General features: G+C 41.6%; 20 protein-coding genes and 1 riboswitch. Of the genes, 15 read left to right on the forward strand and 5 right to left on the reverse strand.

Features of this window, described 5'->3' with window-relative positions:
• Positions 1-29 precede the first annotated feature (29 nt).
• The 6 genes from D9X91_RS12050 (at position 30) to D9X91_RS12075 (ending at position 5,376) form a co-directional block, all read left to right on the forward strand.
• Positions 30-824 (forward strand): carotenoid biosynthesis protein, encoded by a 795-nt coding sequence (locus tag D9X91_RS12050; RefSeq protein ID WP_158598300.1) that lies wholly within the window; start codon positions 30-32, stop codon positions 822-824.
• Complete coding sequence (locus tag D9X91_RS12055) at positions 793-1,497, forward strand: lysophospholipid acyltransferase family protein (RefSeq protein ID WP_121680874.1); 705 nt, start codon at positions 793-795, stop codon at positions 1,495-1,497. The genes D9X91_RS12050 and D9X91_RS12055 overlap by 32 nt, the downstream gene beginning before the upstream one ends.
• The gene (locus D9X91_RS12060; protein ID WP_233569778.1) at positions 1,431-2,591 is read left to right on the forward strand and encodes a glycosyltransferase; all 1,161 of its coding nucleotides are present in this window, start codon (positions 1,431-1,433) and stop codon (positions 2,589-2,591) included. Before D9X91_RS12055 ends, D9X91_RS12060 begins: the two co-directional genes overlap by 67 nt.
• On the forward strand, positions 2,588-4,057 hold the full coding sequence (locus tag D9X91_RS12065; RefSeq protein WP_121680875.1) for a phytoene desaturase family protein: 1,470 nt from the start codon (positions 2,588-2,590) through the stop codon (positions 4,055-4,057). The genes D9X91_RS12060 and D9X91_RS12065 overlap by 4 nt, the downstream gene beginning before the upstream one ends.
• A gap of 10 nt (positions 4,058-4,067) precedes the next feature.
• Entirely contained in the window at positions 4,068-5,153 is a 1,086-nt protein-coding gene (locus tag D9X91_RS12070) for an undecaprenyldiphospho-muramoylpentapeptide beta-N-acetylglucosaminyltransferase (protein ID WP_121680876.1), read from the forward strand.
• A 61-nt stretch (positions 5,154-5,214) separates the two neighbouring features.
• Positions 5,215-5,376 carry a YflJ family protein gene (locus tag D9X91_RS12075; protein ID WP_121680877.1) on the forward strand — a complete coding sequence of 54 codons (162 nt, stop codon included), beginning with the start codon at positions 5,215-5,217 and terminating at the stop codon, positions 5,374-5,376.
• Between the two features lie 14 nt (positions 5,377-5,390).
• Here the strand turns inward: D9X91_RS12075 and D9X91_RS12080 are convergent, their stop codons facing one another.
• The 3 genes from D9X91_RS12080 to D9X91_RS12090 all read right to left on the reverse strand — a co-directional run bounded on the left by D9X91_RS12080 (position 5,391) and on the right by D9X91_RS12090 (position 8,563).
• Positions 5,391-5,948: a GNAT family N-acetyltransferase gene (locus tag D9X91_RS12080; RefSeq protein WP_121680878.1), complete on the reverse strand. Its 558-nt coding sequence runs from the start codon at positions 5,946-5,948 to the stop codon at positions 5,391-5,393.
• Positions 5,949-6,251: 303 nt separating this feature from the next.
• A complete protein-coding gene (locus tag D9X91_RS12085) occupies positions 6,252-7,379 on the reverse strand; it encodes an amidohydrolase (protein ID WP_121680879.1) in 1,128 nt (375 codons plus the stop codon).
• Between the two features lie 404 nt (positions 7,380-7,783).
• On the reverse strand, positions 7,784-8,563 hold the full coding sequence (locus tag D9X91_RS12090) for an undecaprenyl-diphosphate phosphatase (RefSeq protein ID WP_121680880.1): 780 nt from the start codon (positions 8,561-8,563) through the stop codon (positions 7,784-7,786).
• Positions 8,564-8,736: 173 nt separating this feature from the next.
• Between D9X91_RS12090 and D9X91_RS12095 the strand changes: the two genes are divergently transcribed.
• Together D9X91_RS12095 and D9X91_RS12100 are read left to right on the forward strand one after the other, a co-directional pair.
• Positions 8,737-9,060 carry a DUF4870 domain-containing protein gene (locus D9X91_RS12095; RefSeq protein ID WP_121680881.1) on the forward strand — a complete coding sequence of 108 codons (324 nt, stop codon included), beginning with the start codon at positions 8,737-8,739 and terminating at the stop codon, positions 9,058-9,060.
• A 350-nt stretch (positions 9,061-9,410) separates the two neighbouring features.
• Positions 9,411-10,277: a patatin-like phospholipase family protein gene (locus D9X91_RS12100; RefSeq protein ID WP_121680907.1), complete on the forward strand. Its 867-nt coding sequence runs from the start codon at positions 9,411-9,413 to the stop codon at positions 10,275-10,277.
• Positions 10,278-10,329: 52 nt separating this feature from the next.
• Here D9X91_RS12100 and D9X91_RS12105 read toward each other — a convergent pair whose 3' ends face one another.
• On the reverse strand, positions 10,330-11,106 hold the full coding sequence (locus D9X91_RS12105) for a 3-hydroxybutyrate dehydrogenase (protein WP_121680882.1): 777 nt from the start codon (positions 11,104-11,106) through the stop codon (positions 10,330-10,332).
• A gap of 208 nt (positions 11,107-11,314) precedes the next feature.
• Between D9X91_RS12105 and D9X91_RS12110 the strand changes: the two genes are divergently transcribed.
• The 7 genes from D9X91_RS12110 (at position 11,315) to D9X91_RS12140 (ending at position 19,335) form a co-directional block, all read left to right on the forward strand.
• Positions 11,315-12,088, forward strand: a complete 774-nt coding sequence (locus D9X91_RS12110) for a hypothetical protein (RefSeq protein ID WP_121680883.1) — start codon at positions 11,315-11,317, stop codon at positions 12,086-12,088.
• Between the two features lie 106 nt (positions 12,089-12,194).
• Positions 12,195-12,339, forward strand: a riboswitch (FMN riboswitch).
• Positions 12,340-12,433: 94 nt separating this feature from the next.
• Positions 12,434-13,519: a bifunctional diaminohydroxyphosphoribosylaminopyrimidine deaminase/5-amino-6-(5-phosphoribosylamino)uracil reductase RibD gene (gene ribD / locus D9X91_RS12115; protein WP_199738103.1), complete on the forward strand. Its 1,086-nt coding sequence runs from the start codon at positions 12,434-12,436 to the stop codon at positions 13,517-13,519.
• A 13-nt stretch (positions 13,520-13,532) separates the two neighbouring features.
• Positions 13,533-14,183, forward strand: coding sequence for a riboflavin synthase (gene ribE, locus D9X91_RS12120; protein WP_121680884.1), 651 nt, complete (start codon positions 13,533-13,535; stop codon positions 14,181-14,183).
• A gap of 312 nt (positions 14,184-14,495) precedes the next feature.
• The gene (locus D9X91_RS12125) at positions 14,496-15,689 is read left to right on the forward strand and encodes a bifunctional 3,4-dihydroxy-2-butanone-4-phosphate synthase/GTP cyclohydrolase II (RefSeq protein ID WP_121680885.1); all 1,194 of its coding nucleotides are present in this window, start codon (positions 14,496-14,498) and stop codon (positions 15,687-15,689) included.
• A gap of 18 nt (positions 15,690-15,707) precedes the next feature.
• On the forward strand, positions 15,708-16,178 hold the full coding sequence (gene ribH / locus D9X91_RS12130; RefSeq protein ID WP_121680886.1) for a 6,7-dimethyl-8-ribityllumazine synthase: 471 nt from the start codon (positions 15,708-15,710) through the stop codon (positions 16,176-16,178).
• Positions 16,179-16,311: 133 nt separating this feature from the next.
• A complete protein-coding gene (locus D9X91_RS12135; protein WP_121680887.1) occupies positions 16,312-17,607 on the forward strand; it encodes an NCS2 family permease in 1,296 nt (431 codons plus the stop codon).
• 462 nt (positions 17,608-18,069) lie between these two features.
• A complete protein-coding gene (locus D9X91_RS12140; protein WP_121680888.1) occupies positions 18,070-19,335 on the forward strand; it encodes an EAL and HDOD domain-containing protein in 1,266 nt (421 codons plus the stop codon).
• 22 nt (positions 19,336-19,357) lie between these two features.
• Here D9X91_RS12140 and D9X91_RS12145 read toward each other — a convergent pair whose 3' ends face one another.
• Complete coding sequence (locus tag D9X91_RS12145; protein ID WP_121680889.1) at positions 19,358-19,639, reverse strand: hypothetical protein; 282 nt, start codon at positions 19,637-19,639, stop codon at positions 19,358-19,360.
• Positions 19,640-19,702: the final 63 nt, after the last annotated feature.

Below are 19,702 nucleotides of genomic sequence, written 5' to 3' on the forward strand. Positions count from 1 at the left end.
CATATCATGATAAAATGGGTGATTTTGAAGTGAAAAGTCGTGAATGGATTTATCGATTTTTTGTTTTATGGTATGGGGCAGGTGTCATTTTAGTTGCATTGGATCTATTGCCGCCAACGCTCGAATGGGCGAATTCGGTCTTTTTGATTTTGGCAGGGCTCATCAGTATATTCTTTGCCATTGAAAAATTCGGAAAAAAAATGGGGCTATTTTTATCTTTATTCATTTTTGCCGCATCAATGTTTGCCGAATCACTTGGCGTCCACACCGGATTCCCATTCGGCCACTATTCATATGAACAGGATTTTGGGGTCCGCATTATGGGGGTGCCCGCAACCATTGGTTTCGCCTGGATTTTTATCATCTTTTCAGGCTTATCGATGTTTGGTTGGCTGCTTGATAAAAAATCCTTCACATATCGGCTTCTTTATATGGCAGCATCATCGATATCGGCAGTTTTGATAGACATGGTCATTGATCCCGTGGCCTTTAACGTGAAACAGTATTGGATTTGGAAGGAATCCGGGCTTTATTATGGAATTCCTGTGCAAAATTTTTTAGGTTGGTTCTTTGTTTCTTTCATTATCCAAACTGGTATCTCTTACGCAGAAAGCAGCTCCATGCCCGATGGAGCACTTAAGCTTGTATGGGAAAATCGTTTGAAAAGGGTGTATGCGATGGTCTTACTGATGTTCATCCTGACCGCAGTCATTGCGCAGCTTTATGCAGCTGCGATAGTTGGGGCGGCGGGATTGATCCTTTTACGGCTCATCATAGGGAGGTCGGATCGGTTTGATTACACCAAGGAAAAATTCCCGGTTTGAATGGTTATTGAAAAAATTTGTCCATTTTCAGCTGAAAAAGCATTTTTATCGGATTTGGCTTATCGATCTTCGAAAAAAACCATCTTCGCTGAAGGGGAAGATGTATCTTGCCAATCATTCATCCTGGTGGGATGGATTGATTGTGTTTTATTTGAATCAGGTCGTTATTAAAGAAGATAGCTATGCAATGATGAGTCAGGAGGGAATGGAGCGTTTTCCATTCTTTCGAAAAATCGGAGCGTTTTCAGTAAACTCGAAATCACCAAAAGCCATCCATAAATCACTGAAGTTTGCTATGGCGCTTTTAGAAGCCGGAAGAAGCGTGTGGATCTTTCCACAGGGGGAGGAAGAGCATTTGGAAAAAAGGCCGCTTTCTATTAAAAATGGAACCCCCTACATCGTTAAACGTGTAAAGAATATTGATATTATCCCCGTTGCCCTATATTATACTTACCGCCATGATCAGAGGCCGGAATTATTCATAAGGATTGGATCAGAACGGAGCGGGGAAAGGCAAATGGAGAGAGAGGATATACAGAAAGAGCTGACTAAGGAGTTGGATGTTTTGAAAGCTGATGTCATCGATGAAAAGTTGGTGCATTTTTCGTGCCTTTTGACTGGAAGGACGACCATCAGCGAAAAAATGGAATGGTTGAAAGGCAGGTCATTATGATGATCTGGTACATTGGAATATTAACTGGATTTCTCTTCATCACGCTGTTAAATATCGTGACGATGCCGAAGCTGAACAGGATGGATGAAAGTCAGGAACTTGTTTCAGTGCTAGTGCCATTAAGAAACGAAGAACGTAATGTAGCCGGTCTGATTGAATCTCTAAAAAAAATATCATATAAACAAATTGAAATCATATTGATGGATGATCAGTCATCAGATGAAACCCATTCACTATTGCATAAGTCAATTGAAGAAGATGCGAGATTCACCGTTATGAAAGGAAAGCATCTGGAAAGGGGATGGATAGGAAAGGTTCATGCATGTCAACAGCTGTCAAAGCAAGCAGCTGGAAGGTACCTTTTATTCCTTGATGCCGATGTCAGGGTCGAGGCTGATATCGTACAGAAATCCATCTTTTTGCTCAAGAAATTTGATTCGAATTTATTGACTGGATTTGCTCGTTTTCCTGTTAGTCCTTTTTTAGCCAAGCTATTGGTGCCGATGCAGCATTTTTTTGTGTTTTTTCATTTACCGAACGTTATTTCCAATTATACATGCAAGCCGTCTTTCACGGCTGCACATGGGGGATTCCTCTTTTTTGAGAGAGGTGCATACGACGCCATCGCAGGACACGCTTCTGTAAAAAATTCGCTATTGGATGATGTCCATATTGCCAGAGCAATGAAAAAACGGGGGTTCAAGGTCACAATTGCAAACATCACTGAATCAGTGACCTGTCACATGTACCATTCCAATCGGGAAGTTTGGAACGGTTTTCTCAAAAATATTTATATTGGATTAGGAAGATCACCATCCTTGGTTCTCTTCATTTCATTGTTTTATGGGATATTTTATTTCCTTCCTCTCCCGCTGGCATTTGGAGGACTGGTTTATGGAACTTGGATGTGGCTTGTCCCGCTGTTATTGGTCAGCCTGCAAACCATATGCATCGATTTGGCCGCTAGGCAGGAAAAAAGCCATTTTTTACTCATCACGATTGCAGTTCCTGTTTTCATTTCATTGATGTTTTCTTCCATGCTAAAGAGTATAAAAGGGCAAGGGTATGAATGGAAAGGAAGGATATATAAGTGAAGAGAATTGTCATTATCGGCGCTGGACTTGGAGGATTATCGGCTGGAATAACCCTTGCTGCCAAAGGATTTGAAGTGATGATATTCGAACAAAATGATCATGCAGGCGGAAAAATGATGCCAGTGCGCATGAAAGAGTTTCATTTTGATTTCGGGCCGAATACTATCACCATGCCGGAAGTTTTTCAAAATGTCCTTAAAGAAGCAGGTGAAAATCCAGATGAATATTTCAAGTTCGTGAAATTAGAAACACACACCCGGAATTTTTTTCACGATGAGACGGTCTTTGATCAATCCGTTGATCCCGAATATATGATTGAGCAGCTGCAAACCATAGACCCTTTCGGAGCCAGGAATTATCATCTTTATTTAAAGGAAGTCGAAAGGTTATTTAAATTGGGGAATAACGCCTTCTTTTATCGGACTTTTTCATCCTTCAAAGACTATTTATCCCCATCATTAGCGGCTTCATTTATGAGAGTCAGACCCTTTGAGACAATGAATCATTTCCACTCGCGTTATTTCCGGCACGATCATGTGCTAAAGGTTTTTAATAGGTACGCAACGTACATTGGATCTTCCCCATATGCCTGTCCCGCCACTTTTGCTTTAATCGGCCATCTGGAAATGAATGATGGTGTTTATTATACGTTGGGAGGAAACACACAAATCGCTGCTGGCTTCTTGAAAGCGTTCAAAAAATTGGGAGGGAAAATCCATTTTGGGACAAAAATTAAAGAAGTAATCGTGGAGAAGCAAAAGGTGAAAGGAGTCATTTTGGAGAATGATGATGAAGTACTTGCAGATATCGTTATTTCCAATGGTGATTTCATCACTTCTACCATGGATTTGATACCTGAGGGAAAACGTCCGTCGGCACCAAACGAAAAATTGAAAAAATACGATCCTTCCATTTCTGCTTTTGTTGTGCTGGCCGGGTTAAAAGAAAGAGCAGCCTCATTGCTGCATCATCAAGTATACTTTGCTGAGAACTATCAAAAAGAATTTCATGAAATATTTCAAAAGAAGCAATTGCCTTCAGACCCCACCATCTATGTCAGCCACTCGGCAACATCGGATCCTGCTGTTACAAAGGGAAGCAACTTGTTTATTTTGGTGAATGCGCCTGCCAAAGAAATGCAAAACAATGAAGAGATTGAAGCATATAAAAAGAAAATCTATGATAAGCTGGAAAAGTCAGGAGTGCCCATACGAAAATCGCTGGATTGTGAAATGATTTTTACTCCTTCCACCATTCAAGGCAAATTTTCTGCCTATCGCGGGGCATTGTATGGAATCTCTTCTCATAAAAGTAAAGATGCTTTTTTAAGGCCATATAATGCATCTGTTGATATTCATGGGCTTTATTACGTCGGAGGTACGACACACCCAGGAGGAGGGTCTCCCATGGTGACCATCAGCGGACTAAATGTGGCTGCAACTATCTTGAAATCTTACGGTTTGTAAAGGGGATATTATGATCATATCAAAAGAAAACAAGCATTTTATGTTTACCGGGGGAGGATCTGCCGGCCACGTAAGTGTGAACACAGCCCTCATTCCATATTTTCAGCAAAAAGGATGGAAAACCTCATATATAGGATCGAAGGAAGGAATAGAAAAAGAAATCATTTTAGAGAGATTTTCAAATGTACCGTATTTTTCTATATCGAGCGGTAAGCTTCGAAGGTATTTTTCTTGGAAAAATGTTAAAGATCCCTTCCTGGTGGCAAAGGGGATTTTGGAGGCATACCGAATCCTTCAAAAGAATAAGCCTGCGGCCGTCTTTTCTAAAGGGGGGTTCGTTACGGTGCCGGTTGCCATTGCAGCCAAGCTAAGAGGGGTTCCCCTTATCATCCATGAATCCGATTTGACTCCAGGATTGGCCAATAAAATCGCAGCCCCTTTTGCCTCAAGCATATTTACTACATTTCCAGAGACAGCCAAGCTGCTGCCCGGCGACAAGACGACCCATTGCGGGGCAATCGTCAGGAAAGAACTATTCAATGGAAACCCAGATAAAGGATATCGCCTATGTCAATTTGAAAAACATAAGGATGTTTTACTGGTGATGGGAGGGAGCCTGGGAGCAAAACGGATCAACGATGCCGTCAGGAGCGCTCTTCCATCCTTATTGCCCTCATTTAATATCATTCATTTATGCGGAAAAGGCAATATTGACCGTACATTCACGCAAAAAGGGTATGTACAGTTTGAATTTGTCAATAAGGAGCTGCCGGATTTACTGGCAATTACAAGCTTGGTTGTTTCACGTGCAGGCTCTAATTCCATTTTTGAATTTCTTGCTTTGAAAAAGCCGATGCTCTTAATTCCTTTGTCTCGAAAGGCAAGCAGGGGAGATCAGATTGAAAATGCCCAATCATTTGTTCGTCAGGGCTTTGCACAAATGATGGAAGAAGAGGATCTCACGGTGGATAAATTCATTTCCTGCATGAAATCCATCCAGGTCCATAAAGAAAAAATAATTGAAAAGATGGGGGGACTAAATGTTCCTTCCGTTGAAGATATGTATGAGCAAATTATTCGATCTGCCCAAAAGTGATTGTCATATCCGTCCATTGCGTTCATATATTGTATGAACAAGCGATGGAAGGGGAATGGAAATGGCTTATCGGTACTCAAAAGGGTGGTTCATCCAACAATTGAAATCGGTTGGGGTAACAAGACATCCGATTGAAAGGCGAAAACTGGAGCTGTACAAAACATATATTGTAAGGAATCTATATGAAGAAAAATTCGCATTAAAAGAAAAAAAAGACCTTTGAGGGTCTTTTTTTCATCAAGCTTCCATCGCCTGTTCCTGTTCTTCTTGCTGCCGCATGATGTAAAGGGTGAATAGGTCTTTAGGAATTTCATAAAGATCATAGACTTCTTCAACAGCATTCAACTGCTCGTAGACAGATCTTCTCGTTTCGTTGGCATTGATGACATATGGCAGTTTTTCAGCTGCTTTCCTTGAGCGTCCATTGACTTTACGGATACGCATGAAAATGGTCTGGATATCAGTTTCGAAGAAAAGCTCTTTGAAAAATTCATCCTTAGCAATGTTGTTGTATCCTTTCCCGTGGAACGGTTTCCCGATCCATGTTCCCAGAAATCCTGCACCATCCTGGATATCGAACAGGTTGATAGTTCCGATGGGATTTCCCCACTCGTCCAGGATCGTCCTTGAAATTAATTCTCCTTGGTCTTCAGCTTCGATTGTTTGCTTTGTCAAGAAGACAAATTCATCATAGGAATATGCTTTATGGCGAACAAAAGGGAAAACATCAGGGTGCGTCATCAACTCAAACAAAATGTGACATTCTTGTCCGCATATCTCTCGCTTTTTAAGCATGAGAATCCCTCCCGAAGAGAGCAGTCCTGTGGTTGGTAAGGCCCACCCTCGAAATTTTTCATAGACTTCATAAAAAATTTCGGGGTGGGAATCGAACCCACTAGGACCAGCTTGAAGCATTTTGCTGGTGGCGCACCATTTGCCTTCCCTCAATCGCATATTTTATTAAATTTTTAGATATGACATATTAAAATCTATTTCCTCTGTATCATACAAAAAAATCAGCGAAATGGGAATAGGAAATTTGTTAATTTTTCTTGAAGTTTTTCAGCAAAATTTTACAATATTCAACAAGCAATTCAGCTAGTTTTGTTGAAAGACAATTTCCCCATTTACCACAGTCATGACGGGCTTTGACATGAAGTGAAATGGATGCCCGCTCCACAATACGACATCTCCGTCCTTCCCTTTCTCGATGCTGCCGATCTGATCTCCCAAACCTAGGTTTCTGGCAGGCAGAATCGTTATCCCTTCCAGTGCTTTTTGTTCTGAAAGTCCCTCCCGCACAGCAATAGAAGCACATACATTTAAGTATTGAACAGGGGTGTAGGGGTGATCGGTGGTGATGGATACCTCTACACCTCTTTTGGCTAGTTCCTGATAGGTAATCCAGCTCTTGTTCTTTAACTCGACCTTTGATCTTCGAGTGAATGTTGGACCTACGCTCACTTTCAACCCCAGATCCATTAATTCATCCGCAATTAGGTGACCTTCGGTGCAATGCTCAATACGAAAATCCAAATTGAACTCTTGAGCGAATCTGATGGCAGATAAAATATCGTCTGCCCGATGTGCGTGGATCCTCACAGGAATTTCCTTTTTTAATGCACTTACGATGGGAGCGACTCTTAAATCCTCAGGGTTGTCGCAGTATTTGGCCCTATAAAAAGCTTCTCTAAGCATTCCCATGATGCCCATCCGGGTTATCGAGTCATTGTTTCCATTGCTATGGATGCGCTTTGGGTTTTCGCCGAGGGCAATTTTTAAGCCGGCCCGATCCTTGACAAGCATCTTTTGGATGTTTTTCCCGTGTGTCTTGATGACCGAGGTGGTCCCTCCAATGACATTCGCACTACCAGGCATCACATTAACTGCAGTAATGCCATAACGGATGGCATCCTGAAATCCCGGATCCAATGGATAGACCCCGTCAATGGCGCGGATATGTGGCGTCAATGGCTCCACTGTTTCATTGGCATCATTCCCGGCCCATCCTGTACCTTCATCATATAGGCCCAAATGCGTGTGTACATCAATAAAGCCCGGCAATAAATATTTTCCGCTGCAGTCGATTGTTTGGATGTTTTCATGGATCTGCAGGTCTGCACCGATTTGTTCTATCTTGCCGTTTTCGATATAAATATCACCCTTTTCGATTGGGGAGGAAGTGATGGGAAGTATAAAGGCATTTTTTAAAAGCAGCTTATTCATTGAGAATCCTTTCTTGGCTACGATTGAGTATTTTAGTATAGGTATTTGCTGTGGTTTTGCGTGAAGTCATTAAAATATAGACTTATAATCACCTATTTTAGCAAAATGACAGAATTATTTCTTTAATTTATTTAAAAATAAAAATAAGACTGTTTCCTGAAATTTTTGTTTCTTAATTAGCCATTTAAGTGTAATAAATCATTGTGGTTGGTTGGAACGGAAGGTGCGAGACACCTCGAAAATGCATAGCATTTTCTTCGTGCGGTATTAACTCGGGGAAGTCGTTTCAATGTCCACAGGGCTCACCGCCGCCCCTCGGAAAGCGAGCATCCTGCAGCGGAAGCCAATATGAAAAGGTTCAAGAAAAGAGCCGGATTTTTACGCATGAGTGAATTCAAAAAAACTTAAAATTTATCCAGACTCTGCAAGATGATGATGGAAATGCCGAGGATCCAGACATAATAGGAAAACACTTTTAACGATCGTTTCTTTAAAAAATTGATCATGGCAACAATGGCAACATAGCCAAATAGGGATGCTGAAATGGTTCCGACAAGCAGGCTTGTCATCGTAACAGACTCGACATGTCCGGCAAAGAGCTCTTTTCCTTGAAAAACAATTCCCCCTGCGATTGCAGGAATGGAAAGCAGGAAGGAGAAATAAGCAGCTGTTTCGCGATTTAATTTCCTGAAGAGCCCGGCTGCAATCGTCAAGCCGGAACGGGACAAGGCTGGGAATATAGCGGCGGCTTGAAAGCTGCCGATGATAAGAGCGTCCATATAGGAAATATCCTCTAATGATTTTTCACCATGTTTCACGCCGTCAGCCATCCAAAGCATGAGGCCAGTCACTAGGAACTCCCATCCGATTGTCGAACCTGTTTGAGAGATTTTCTCAAAAAAATCTTCGAATAAAAGCCCGATAATCACTGCAGGAATGGTGCCGACGATCATGATCAACGTCAATTTACCGAATGGGTTAAATAGCATTTTTTTCAATACTTCTTTATACACGACTACTACGGCTAATAGGGTGCCGATATGAAGCATCGTATCCAGGAATAAACCTGCTTCATCCAAACCGAATAGATGGCGGCCCAAATACAGATGGCCGGTGCTGGAAATAGGCAGGAATTCGGTTAGCCCCTGAATCAGACCTAAAATCAATGCAGCGAAATTTGACATATTTCCACTCCTTCTTGGACAATCTCATTATTCCTATACCTATTCACAGAGACTGGGAGAAGAACAAAAAATACTATGTATATGGACAAAAAAATGAAACATTTTGCTGGATGTTCCGTATATCAGAATAGAGGCAATAACAAAAACAGCGATTTGTAAAAGGAGAAATGAAAATGGCACCGAAAGAAGACCGATTATTGGCAGCAGGGATATATGTGTTAAGCTTTTTTACTGTGTTTATAGGGCCGCTTGTCATTTGGCTGCTAAAAAAAGATGATTCCCCTTTTGTGGATTATCATGGAAAGGAATACTTTAATTTTTTAATATCGTATGCGATATATTCCATCGTCAGTTCGATTCTCGTATTAATCTTAATTGGCATACTACTGCTTTGGGTATTGGGGATCATGGCATTCATCTTTACAATCATTGCGGCGGTCAGGGCTTATGAAGGACAGGAATATCGAATTCCATTTGTCATAAGGTTCATCAAATAAAAGGGGTGTTTCCCGGCCTTCGGAAAGCAAGCATTCTTCCGGACATCGACCTTGCACAACATTGATGAAAAACAGCAAACTCTACGAAAAAAACCAATAAAAGTCATAGTCCTCAAACTCAGGGGACCTCAGACTGCAGGCAACACGATGGATTTTACGTTGTCTGCAGTTTTTTAATTAAGGGTTTGTTGAACATCATAGTTGTTTTTGCAGAAGTACTCGTAAGTCAAACTATTTATCAAAAATTTGATTTTATGAGAAAATAATATACATATACTGGACGCTGCGAAAAAAAGAAAAATCGATCAGGCTGCAAAAGAAATGAAAGGGTGAACCAAAAGGTGAAGCAAATGGATATTGGCCTCGTTTTGGAAGGCGGAGGAATGAGAGGCGTTTACACAGCGGGTGTTTTGGAATGCTTTCTGGAAAATGATATCGAATTTCCATATGTAATCGGGGTGTCGGCTGGCGCCTGCAATGCAGCCTCCTACTTATCCAAACAAAAAGGTCGTAACAAAAAAGTGAATATTGGATTCGTGAAAGATCCAAGATACATTTCGTGGAGAAACTACCTGATGAAACGCGAGCTTTTCGGAATGGATTATATATTTGATGAAATTCCCAATAGGCTGGTCCCATTCGACTATGAAGCGTTCCATCAAAATAAAGCTGAATTTGTCATCGGGACTACAGATTGCATGAGCGGAGAACCGGTGTATTTACATAAAAAGGATTATGAAAGGAACGTACTCATGGCCATTCGTGCTTCAAGTTCCCTGCCTTTTGTCGCCAATGAGATACAGTTCAAAGGGAGGTTGCTCCTCGATGGAGGGATCAGTGATCCAGTACCATTGAGAAAAGCGCAAGAGGATGGATATTCGAAGAACATCGTCATTTTGACAAGAAATATGGGATATTTGAAAAAACGTTCCAGATTCACTTTCCTTGTTAAAAAGAAATATCCTCAGTACAGTGGATTATTTAAGGCAATGTCGGAAAGGTATAAAAAATATAACGAAATAATGGTACATCTTGCCGAAGAAGAAAAGAAAGGGAATGTCTTGATCATCCGTCCTTTGGAGCCGTTGAAGGTAAGCAGAGTCGAGCGGAATCCTTTAAAGCTGGAAGAGCTTTACAATCAAGGGTTCAATGACGCACAGCTCCAGCTGGAACGGATCAAAAAGTTTCAAAATCACTCAGAGTCAATCCCATCTTAGCCCACAAGCCCCCCGCCTTAGGTGCCTGGCACCTTCAAGGCGCGGGGCTGGATTATTGGGCTGTGTAGCCGCCATCAATGACAACGGCCTGGCCGGTGACACTCTTGGCATTGTCGCTTGCCAAAAATAATGCATAATTGGCTATTTCCTCTACTTGCAGCAGTCTTTTTTGAGGAACAAGTGGATAGATGACCTCCTCTAGAACCTTTTCAACTTCTACATTACGTGTTTTCGCCATGTCATTTAGCTGATTTCTAACAAGCGGGGTATCTACGTACCCAGGGCAAATGGCATTGACAGTGATGCCATGCTCTGCCCCTTCTAATGCTGAAACTTTTGTCAAACCAATGACGCCATGCTTTGCACTGTTGTATGCGGCTTTGCCTGCAAAACCAATTAATCCATTGATCGAAGCCATATTCAGGATCCTCCCGAATTTTTGCTTTTTCATAACTGGAAAAGCATGTTTGGTTGCGATGAAAGGTGCGGTTAGCATGATTTTCAGCAAAAGCTCAAATTTTTCTGTAGGAAACTCTTCTATCGGTGCAATATGCTGAATCCCAGCGTTATTGATAAGGACATTGAGACGGCCGTAATGTTCAACCGTTTCTTCAATTGCTCGTTCAATATCTTCTTCTTTAGTGACATCGCATTTTATCCCAAACACGGTATGGCCATTCTCCTCTAATTGATCGACAGCCTTATGAACTCCTTCCTCATTAATATCAGTAATGCAGACTTTTGCCCCTTTCTTTGCAAATTCTTCTCCGATTTCAAATCCGATTCCACTTGCAGCTCCTGTAATCATGACGACTTTGTCCGTTACCACTATGATCCCACCTTCTTATTTTGCAATTTCCTGCTCATTTCTATAAAAAAAGGGTGTTTTACCTGCAGAAAAGAGCAATTATATTTATTTCCTTACTATTTACCCTGAATTCTATAATTATCACCATCGACAAAAAATCGATTTCAAATCATAAAAGGGTCTGTCCTATCGTATATTGATAAAAAGCGAACAATATTTGAGGGATCGCATGAATATTAAACAACACTATCATACCTGTACAAAAGTCTATATTTCGCAAATCATCCTAATTGCTTTTTTGCTCTCGGGCGGTATCATGTACTTGGAAACCATGAAGGTTCATTTTCTGCTTAAAATCGGAATGATCTGTATGGCCAGTATGATCCTTCTTTTTTTTGTCGGAAAATATATTTATTTCATTCGCCGATATTCATCTGTACAAAGCTGCTTGAGCAAGCCTCGTGCGGATGGAATGGAAGAAACGGAATACGTGATCTTATTTGAACCATCTCCCACATTAAAGCTGAAGCTTTTTGGAAAGGATGGATTGTGCCACTATTATCTAATGGACAAGCACACAAAGTGGTGGTCATGGTTATTCCCGCCTCCGCTCCAAGCATGGTGCAGAGCATCCTATCTGGTGAAGAAAAGGGATGGGCAGGACGTTTCTGAAATTCATGTGAATCCAAGGAAGTTGGAAATCATGACAATCGTAAATAGACTGAAAACCGAAATGCATTGCATCGAAAATAAACGGCATCTTTGTGTTTTTGGATTCAATCAAACTGAAAAAATCAAAATTGTAAAAGAAACAGGGCGATATCATTTTTATTTAAATGATCACAAGATTGCAGAATTGACAAAAGGATGGATGTCGACAAGCCTTCAAAAAATATTTCCATTGAATACACAGATGCTGTCTTTCCATGAAAAAGTAAACCAGGAGGAACGGGTGCTGGTTTTTGCCTTGTTGACGGGATTATGGTCAAACAAAAAAAATTAAATAAACGTAGGGTCGATGGAGTAGTTTTTTCCTGGTTTTTGCTTCACCGGCCAAAAATCTTGACAAATCATCTGCCTGCAAAGGATAATCTATACTAAACGAATAGGATTTCCTTCGGGGCTGGGTGAAAATCCCGACCGGCGGTGATGAGGCTGCGCCTCTTAGTCCGTGACCCGTTTTTCATATGGATAACGGTGGATTTGGTGAAATTCCAAAGCCGACAGTGAAAGTCTGGATGGGAGAAGGAAACAGCCCGTTAAAAATTGATTATTTTTAACGTTTATTTAAGTATGAAAAAATTCGCCCCGAGTTGATGCTCGGGGTTTTTTATGTGGAGGTGAATATATGATTGGAGCAGAAAGATATATGGAAATCGCACTTGCCATGGCCAAGGAAACGATAGGCCAGACAAGCCCGAACCCTTCGGTAGGTTGTGTCATTGCAAAGGATGGTGAAATCGTCGGGTTGGGTGCACATCTCAGGGCAGGCACTGAACATGCTGAAATCCATGCGTTGCAGCAAGCAGGAGAAAATGCCAGAGGAGCAGAGTTATTCGTTACATTGGAGCCTTGCTCACACTATGGTAAAACGCCTCCATGTGTCAATGCTATCTTAGAGCACGGTATCAGGAAAGTGTATATTGCCGTCCTTGATCCGAATCCGCTTGTTGCCGGAAGAGGTGCCGCGATACTGGAAGAAGCTGGCGTTGATGTAGATGTAGGAATATTGGAGGAAGAAGCACTTGAGTTGAATAAAATGTTCTTTCACTATATAAAGACAAATAGGCCTTATGTCACCTTGAAATCGGCATTGACCCTTGATGGAAAAATGGCCACTAGTACAGGGGACAGCAAATGGATTACTTCTCAAGAAGCAAGGCTGGATGTCCACCAATACCGCCATAGGCACGATGCCATTTTGATTGGCAGCAATACAGCATTAAAAGACAATCCCCATCTAACCACCAGACTGCCCCATGGTGGAAGGAATCCCATTCGTATAGTTTTAGACTCAAGCTTGAAAATAAGATTGGATGCAAATATCCTTCATGACCACGCTGCAAAAACCATTTTCATTTGTTCAGAGGACGCTCCCCTTGAAAAGGAAAAGGAGCTGGTCGAAATGGGTATGATGGTCAAACGGCTGAAGGAGCCAGCGTCACAGCTCAGTGAAGTACTTGATTGGCTTGGCGAACAAAATATCACATCCCTTTTTGTGGAAGGGGGAAGCGCCATTCATACATCATTTATCGAAGAAGGCTTGTTCCAGGAAATCGTCTTATATGTTGCCCCAAAACTGCTTGGCGGCAAAGGCGCGATTCCATTTATCGGCGGAGAAAGCCCGGAATTGATGGCGCATAGCAAGCCACTTGAATTCGCCAGCGTGGAATTAATCGGCAAAGATATCAAAATTGTAGCTAAGCCATGTTAGAAGGTGATGATAAATGTTTACTGGAATAATTGAAGAAATTGGTGAAGTGAAAAAAATCGAAAAAAATGCACATTCCATGAAATTGGCTATTGCCGCCAATAAAGTATTGGAAGATGCAGCGCTAGGAGACAGCATATCGGTGAATGGCGTTTGCCTGACAGTTACAAAATACACATCAAACGAATTTGAAGTGGATATAATGCCTGAAACTTTCTATCATACTTCGCTGAATGACCTTCAAACTCAATCCAAAGTGAATCTTGAGAGAGCATTGGCTGCAAACGGGAGGTTAGGCGGCCACTTTGTTTCCGGTCATGCGGATTGTACAGGTGAGATCATTCAAAAGCGAGCTGTTGAAAATGCCATATATATAACGATAAAAATTGAGTCGAATTGGATGAAATATATGATGGAAAAAGGATCTGTAGCCATTGATGGCACATCCTTGACCGTTTTTTCAGTAGGGGAGAATGATATTACGATCTCGTTGATCCCACACACCCAGAAGGAAACTGTCATCAATCAAAAAAGACTCGGCCAGCGGGTGAATATCGAATGTGATTTGTTAGCAAAGTACATGGAGCGGCTTTTAACCGCAACCGAAAAGGAAAAGGGCAAAAAGCCGATCACACTTGATCTGCTTGGAGAGGCAGGCTTTTTATAAAGGGCTGTTTTCTAGAGAGTTGATTGGAGCTGAAGGTGCGGGACTCAGGAGGGGTAAGCGGACAAAGTAAGACTTCGAAGCGGACCGAAGAGACTAGGCGGATATTCGAATAAGTTCGGCACGTCCTCTAAAAATGCCAGGCATTTTTCGTGCGACGCACCTCGGAAAGCGAGTACAAGCGGAAATCAACCTTACTCATTCCTTATTATAGAAAAAATTTTACGAAAAGAGCCTGATAAAATTGCTTTTCCTGAATGCATTATAAGCGACGTTGTGTCTGGGAGCACATCATTGTATAACGAGGTGGAAAAAATGTTTCATTCAATAGAAGAGGCAGTCCAGGATTTAAAGAATGGAAAGGTCATCATTGTCGTCGACGATGAAGATCGTGAAAATGAAGGAGATTTCGTAGCCTTGTCTGAGGGCATTACACCAGAAATGGTCAATTTCATGGTCACTGAGGGAAGGGGGCTGCTTTGCGTACCAATTGATGAAAAAAAGGCGAGAGAGCTTTCGCTCAAACCGATGACAGAAAATAATACGGACTCGCATGGGACGGCATTTACAGTTTCTGTAGACCATATCAGTACTACAACCGGAATCAGCGCATTTGAACGGGCTAAGACAATAAGGGAATTGGTCAATGAGCAAAGCGTTCCAGGGGATTTCAAAAAACCCGGACATATTTTCCCTTTGATAGCCAAGGATGGAGGTGTCCTGCGGAGGGCTGGACATACTGAAGCTGCAGTGGATCTTGCCCGTCTGGCAGGAACGAAGCCTTCCGGAGTGATTTGCGAAATTATGAAGGAAAATGGTGAAATGGCAAGGGTTCCAGATCTGGCGAAAATTTCACAAAAACATGGGATCAAGATGATTACCATACAGGATTTAATCGATTATCGAAGAAAAGAAGAAAAATTAATCGTAAGAGAAGCGGAAATCAGCCTTCCTACTGCGTTTGGAAAGTTTAAGGCGTTTGGCTATACAGAACTATTAACCGGAAAAGATCATATCGCACTTGTAAAAGGGAAAATCGCACCGGATGACCCCGTATTGGTGCGGGTGCATTCTGAATGTCTGACAGGCGATGTATTTGGTTCCCATCGCTGTGATTGTGGTCCTCAGCTTTCGGCTGCCTTGACCCAGATTGAGGAAGAAGGAAAAGGAATCTTGCTCTATATGCGTCAAGAAGGAAGAGGTATAGGGTTAATCAATAAATTAAAAGCATATGAACTGCAAGAAAAGGGTCTTGACACGGTGGAAGCCAATCATAAGCTCGGATTTGCAGATGACTTGCGCGACTATGGGATCGGTGCTCAGATTTTGAAAGATTTAGGTGTCAATCAGATAAAACTATTGACCAATAACCCTAGAAAAATTTCAGGGTTGAAAGGGCATGGGCTCCAAATTATTGATCGCGTTCCCATTCAACTGCCGAGCAATGAAAGTAATAAGAACTACTTAAAAACAAAGCACGAAAAACTTGGTCATTTATTTGAATTTTAATCAGAGGAGAGATGAACGGTGAATAATATTTTTGAAGGAAATTTAGTTGGTACGGGATTAAAAGTTGGAATTGTGGTATCACGGTTCAATGAATTTATTACAGGGAAATTGTTAAGTGGGGCTGAAGATGCTCTAAGAAGACACGGAGTTGAAGAGCGTATGATTGATGTTGCATGGGTTCCCGGTGCTTTTGAAATTCCTTTGACAGCAAAAAAACTGGCTGATACAAAAAAATATGATGCAGTGATCACGCTTGGGACTGTCATCCGCGGGGCGACTCCCCATTTTGACTATGTCAGCAACGAAGTGGCAAAGGGAGTTTCAAGTGCAGGAATGAATAGTGGTGTACCTGTTGTATTCGGTGTTTTGACGACGGATACGATCGAGCAGGCAATTGAGCGTGCGGGGACAAAAGCCGGGAATAAAGGCTGGGAAGCTGGAGTGACAGCGATTGAAATGGCAAACTTGTATAAAACAATGCAAGATTGAGGCAAAATTAATCCCTGTGTCATTTCCCAACTCCCATTGGCAAACCGGATGAAATCTGCTAAAATTTTAAGCTGTGGCTTCCCTTTTGAGGGTAAGCGGGTAGGGAGAGGGACAATTTAATAGTAGGTTAGACATGAAGAATTTACTTCATAAACGTTTATTCGATCTTGAACACCATCAAACCACTGTCAAAAAGGAATTAATGGCTGGCCTGGTAGGCTTTTTCACCATTGTTTATATCATCGCCGTCAATTCTTTTATTTTGGCAGAGGCAGGAATTCCGATTGAAGGGGCAGTCTTGGCGACCATTCTTACATCCTTCGCTGGATGCATGGTTATGGGATTTTGGGCAAATGCGCCGATTCTATTGGTGCCTGGCATGGGGATCAACGCACTGTTTACTTATACTCTTGTACAGTCAATGGAGCTTTCTTGGCAGGAAGCATTGGCGGTGGTTTTTGTATCGGGCATCGCATTTACCATTATTTCATTTACGCCATTGACCAAGATGATGAGCAACGCAATTCCCCAGTCGCTAAAAGACTCCATCACCATCGGCTTAGGATTCTTTTTAATGCTGATCGGTCTGGAAAAAGGCGGTATCGTGATTCGGGGGGCAAACTCCATCATATCACTGGGGGATCTGAGTTCCCCAAAGGTATTGGCTACGATTCTGACATTCTTGATTGCCATCATCTTGTTTTTGCGCAATGTAAAAGGGAATTTTCTGTGGAGTATTTTGATTGGAACAGTCATTGCTGCATTATTTGGCATATTGCCGGAAGCTCATTCAATGAGTTTTTCATTATCAGCTTACGGTGATGTATTTGGTGGGATGTCTTTTGACAAATGGACTTCATTTCCATTTTGGGTAGCGGCGTTTTCCATCACGATGGTACTCGTGTTTGAAAACATCGGATTGGTTCATGGGCACACGAAGTTTATGGGCCATCCTGAAAAGTTTGAAAGAGCCTTCCAAGCCAATGGAATATCGGCATTGCTGTCCGGCTTATTAGGTTCGAGTCCGACGGTATCAACAGTGGAGAGCAGCGCTGCGATTGCAGCAGGAGGAAAGACAGGTTTGACATCTGTGACGACAGGCATCCTGTTCCTTACATCCATTCTTTTCATCCCGTATATTAAGCTCATGCCTGATAATGCTGTTGCACCAATTCTTATGCTGATTGGCGGTCTGATGGTGGAAAATCTCCGTTCACTTGATTTCAGTGATTTGACGGAAGCTTTTCCATCCATATTCATCATCGCCATGATTCCCTTCACTTACAGTATCGCTGATGGGATTGCGATCGGTTTTATCCTATATCCGATCCTTAAGCTGTCGATAGGGAAGGCGAAAGAAGTATCGGCTCCCCTATATATCATTGCAGGTTTGTTCTTGATGAATTTTATATTTCATTTTATTCATTAAACAGTAAAAGACTGATCAGAAGCATTTGGCTTTTGATCAGTCTTTTTTTATTTGGCACTATTGATCAGATATTGGTGTTTTCTCAAAGATCGTTGTTTCAAAAGGACATTATGTTAACCATTCCTCATTAGATGTTGATTGGAGAGGGAGGTGCGGCGGGCCAGGTGAAACCCCGCAGCGGAGTGAGGAGATATAAGGAGGATGTTCGATTAAGTTCGGCACGTCGTGTGCCAACATCGAACGACCTCACCTCCAGTGAGGCCCCTCGGAAAGCGAACATCTTTCCTTGGAAATCAAACGCATGCAGATAGTGGCATCCAATATTTCGAAAGGATCAAAAATAATGAAAAAGCATAGACATTCAGCAAAAATTTGGTATTCTTGTCTTATAATGAAATTTTCCTGAATAATTGACATAAATATGCAAAAAACAAGGATATTCGGGATGAAAGGGTGGGAAATATGGAGGTATTTGTTGCGAGGCAGCCGATATTTAATGAAAATGAAGAGACGCTTGCCTATGAGCTTCTTTACCGAAGTAATCATCTGAATGAATTCCCTAAAATTGATGGAGATCAAGCCACAGCGGATGTCATTATTAACAGTTTTCTAAATATTGGAATAGATAGTCTTTCAAATGGGAAACCATGTTTCATTAATTTCACGGAAAATTTGTTGATGTTGAAGGTCCCTACATATTTTCGACCGAGGGAAATTGTCGTTGAGATCCTCGAAAGTGTGATCCCTTCAAAGGAATTGATCCTTATTTGCCAAGAACTTAAATCCCTGGGCTACAAAATTGCCCTTGATGATTTTATGATCGATCATCAGCAGCCAGAACCACATCAATTGGAATTAATGAAATTGGCAGATATTATCAAAGTGGATTTCTTGAATACATCAAAAGAAAAACGGGGAAATATCGAGGTGCTGGCGAAATTGTTCGGCATCGACCTTCTTGCTGAAAAGGTTGAAACAAGAGATGAATTCCAAGAAGCCAAATCAAAAGGATACGTTCTTTTCCAAGGGTATTTCTTCAGTAAGCCGATCATTGTCTCCTCACATGATGTCCCGACTTATTTTCAATCTTATTACAGTGTCATCCAGAATTTATCATTGAATGAACCAAGTATTGATATCATAACACGACTCATTGAACAGGATCTTTCGCTGTCGTATAAACTGCTTCGATTAATCAACTCACCGGCATACAGGCCAAGAAGGAAGATTTCGTCCATCAGACAGGCGATTGTCCTCCTGGGACTGATCGAAATTCAGAAATGGATTTATGTTTTGGCTGTAAGGGAGAGGACATTGAATAAATCAAACCTTTCGGATGAAGTCATTAAAACCTGTCTGACGAGAGCAAAGATGTGTGAACTTATTGCGACTGAACATTTGAAGGATCGAAATTCGCCTTCTTTTTTCCTGGTTGGCATGCTGTCATTGGTCGATACAATTTTATCATTGCCGATGGAGAAAATAGTAGAAGAACTGCCGTTGTTGGATGAAATCGTAGAGGCTTTGAAAGGGGAGGAAAACCAGCTTAGTTTGACGCTCGATCTTGTCATTTCCTTAGAGAGGGCAGAATGGGATGCGATGTATCATTTGTCCCGAAAAATGAACCTCCTTCCAAAGCAATTGTTTGACTATTATACTTTTGCATGCACATGGGCGGAACAACTGTTGAAGGAAGATCAGGTGAGTTTTCATGGAGCGCATTGTTGAAACGTCCTGGTTTCATAGTATCCTATAAAAATCGTTTCGCAGGCCGGATGAACCTCTTTAATTCAACAGCTAATTTTTGCTGAATGGAAGCCTGGGAGACCGCTGCTGATAGATCAGAGGGAATGGGGAAGATCCCAAATTTATTTGATTTCACACGAAGCGGTCCATGAAAGATCGGTTCATGATCTAGAGATTTGATTTCCGTTTCCACTGTCACGATTTTGGTTATGATATTATGTTCGGTGATAGTTTCCACTCCTTTGATGATAAATGAAAATTTAACATCACTTTCTATGTAGCGCATCGAATTTCACCTTTCAATTTTTTTATTATATTATACAAAAAGAAAAAAGGCTGCAAGAAACTT

The sequence above is a fragment of the Falsibacillus albus genome (assembly GCF_003668575.1).
GTDB classification, from domain to species: Bacteria; Bacillota; Bacilli; order Bacillales; family DSM-25281; genus Falsibacillus; species Falsibacillus albus.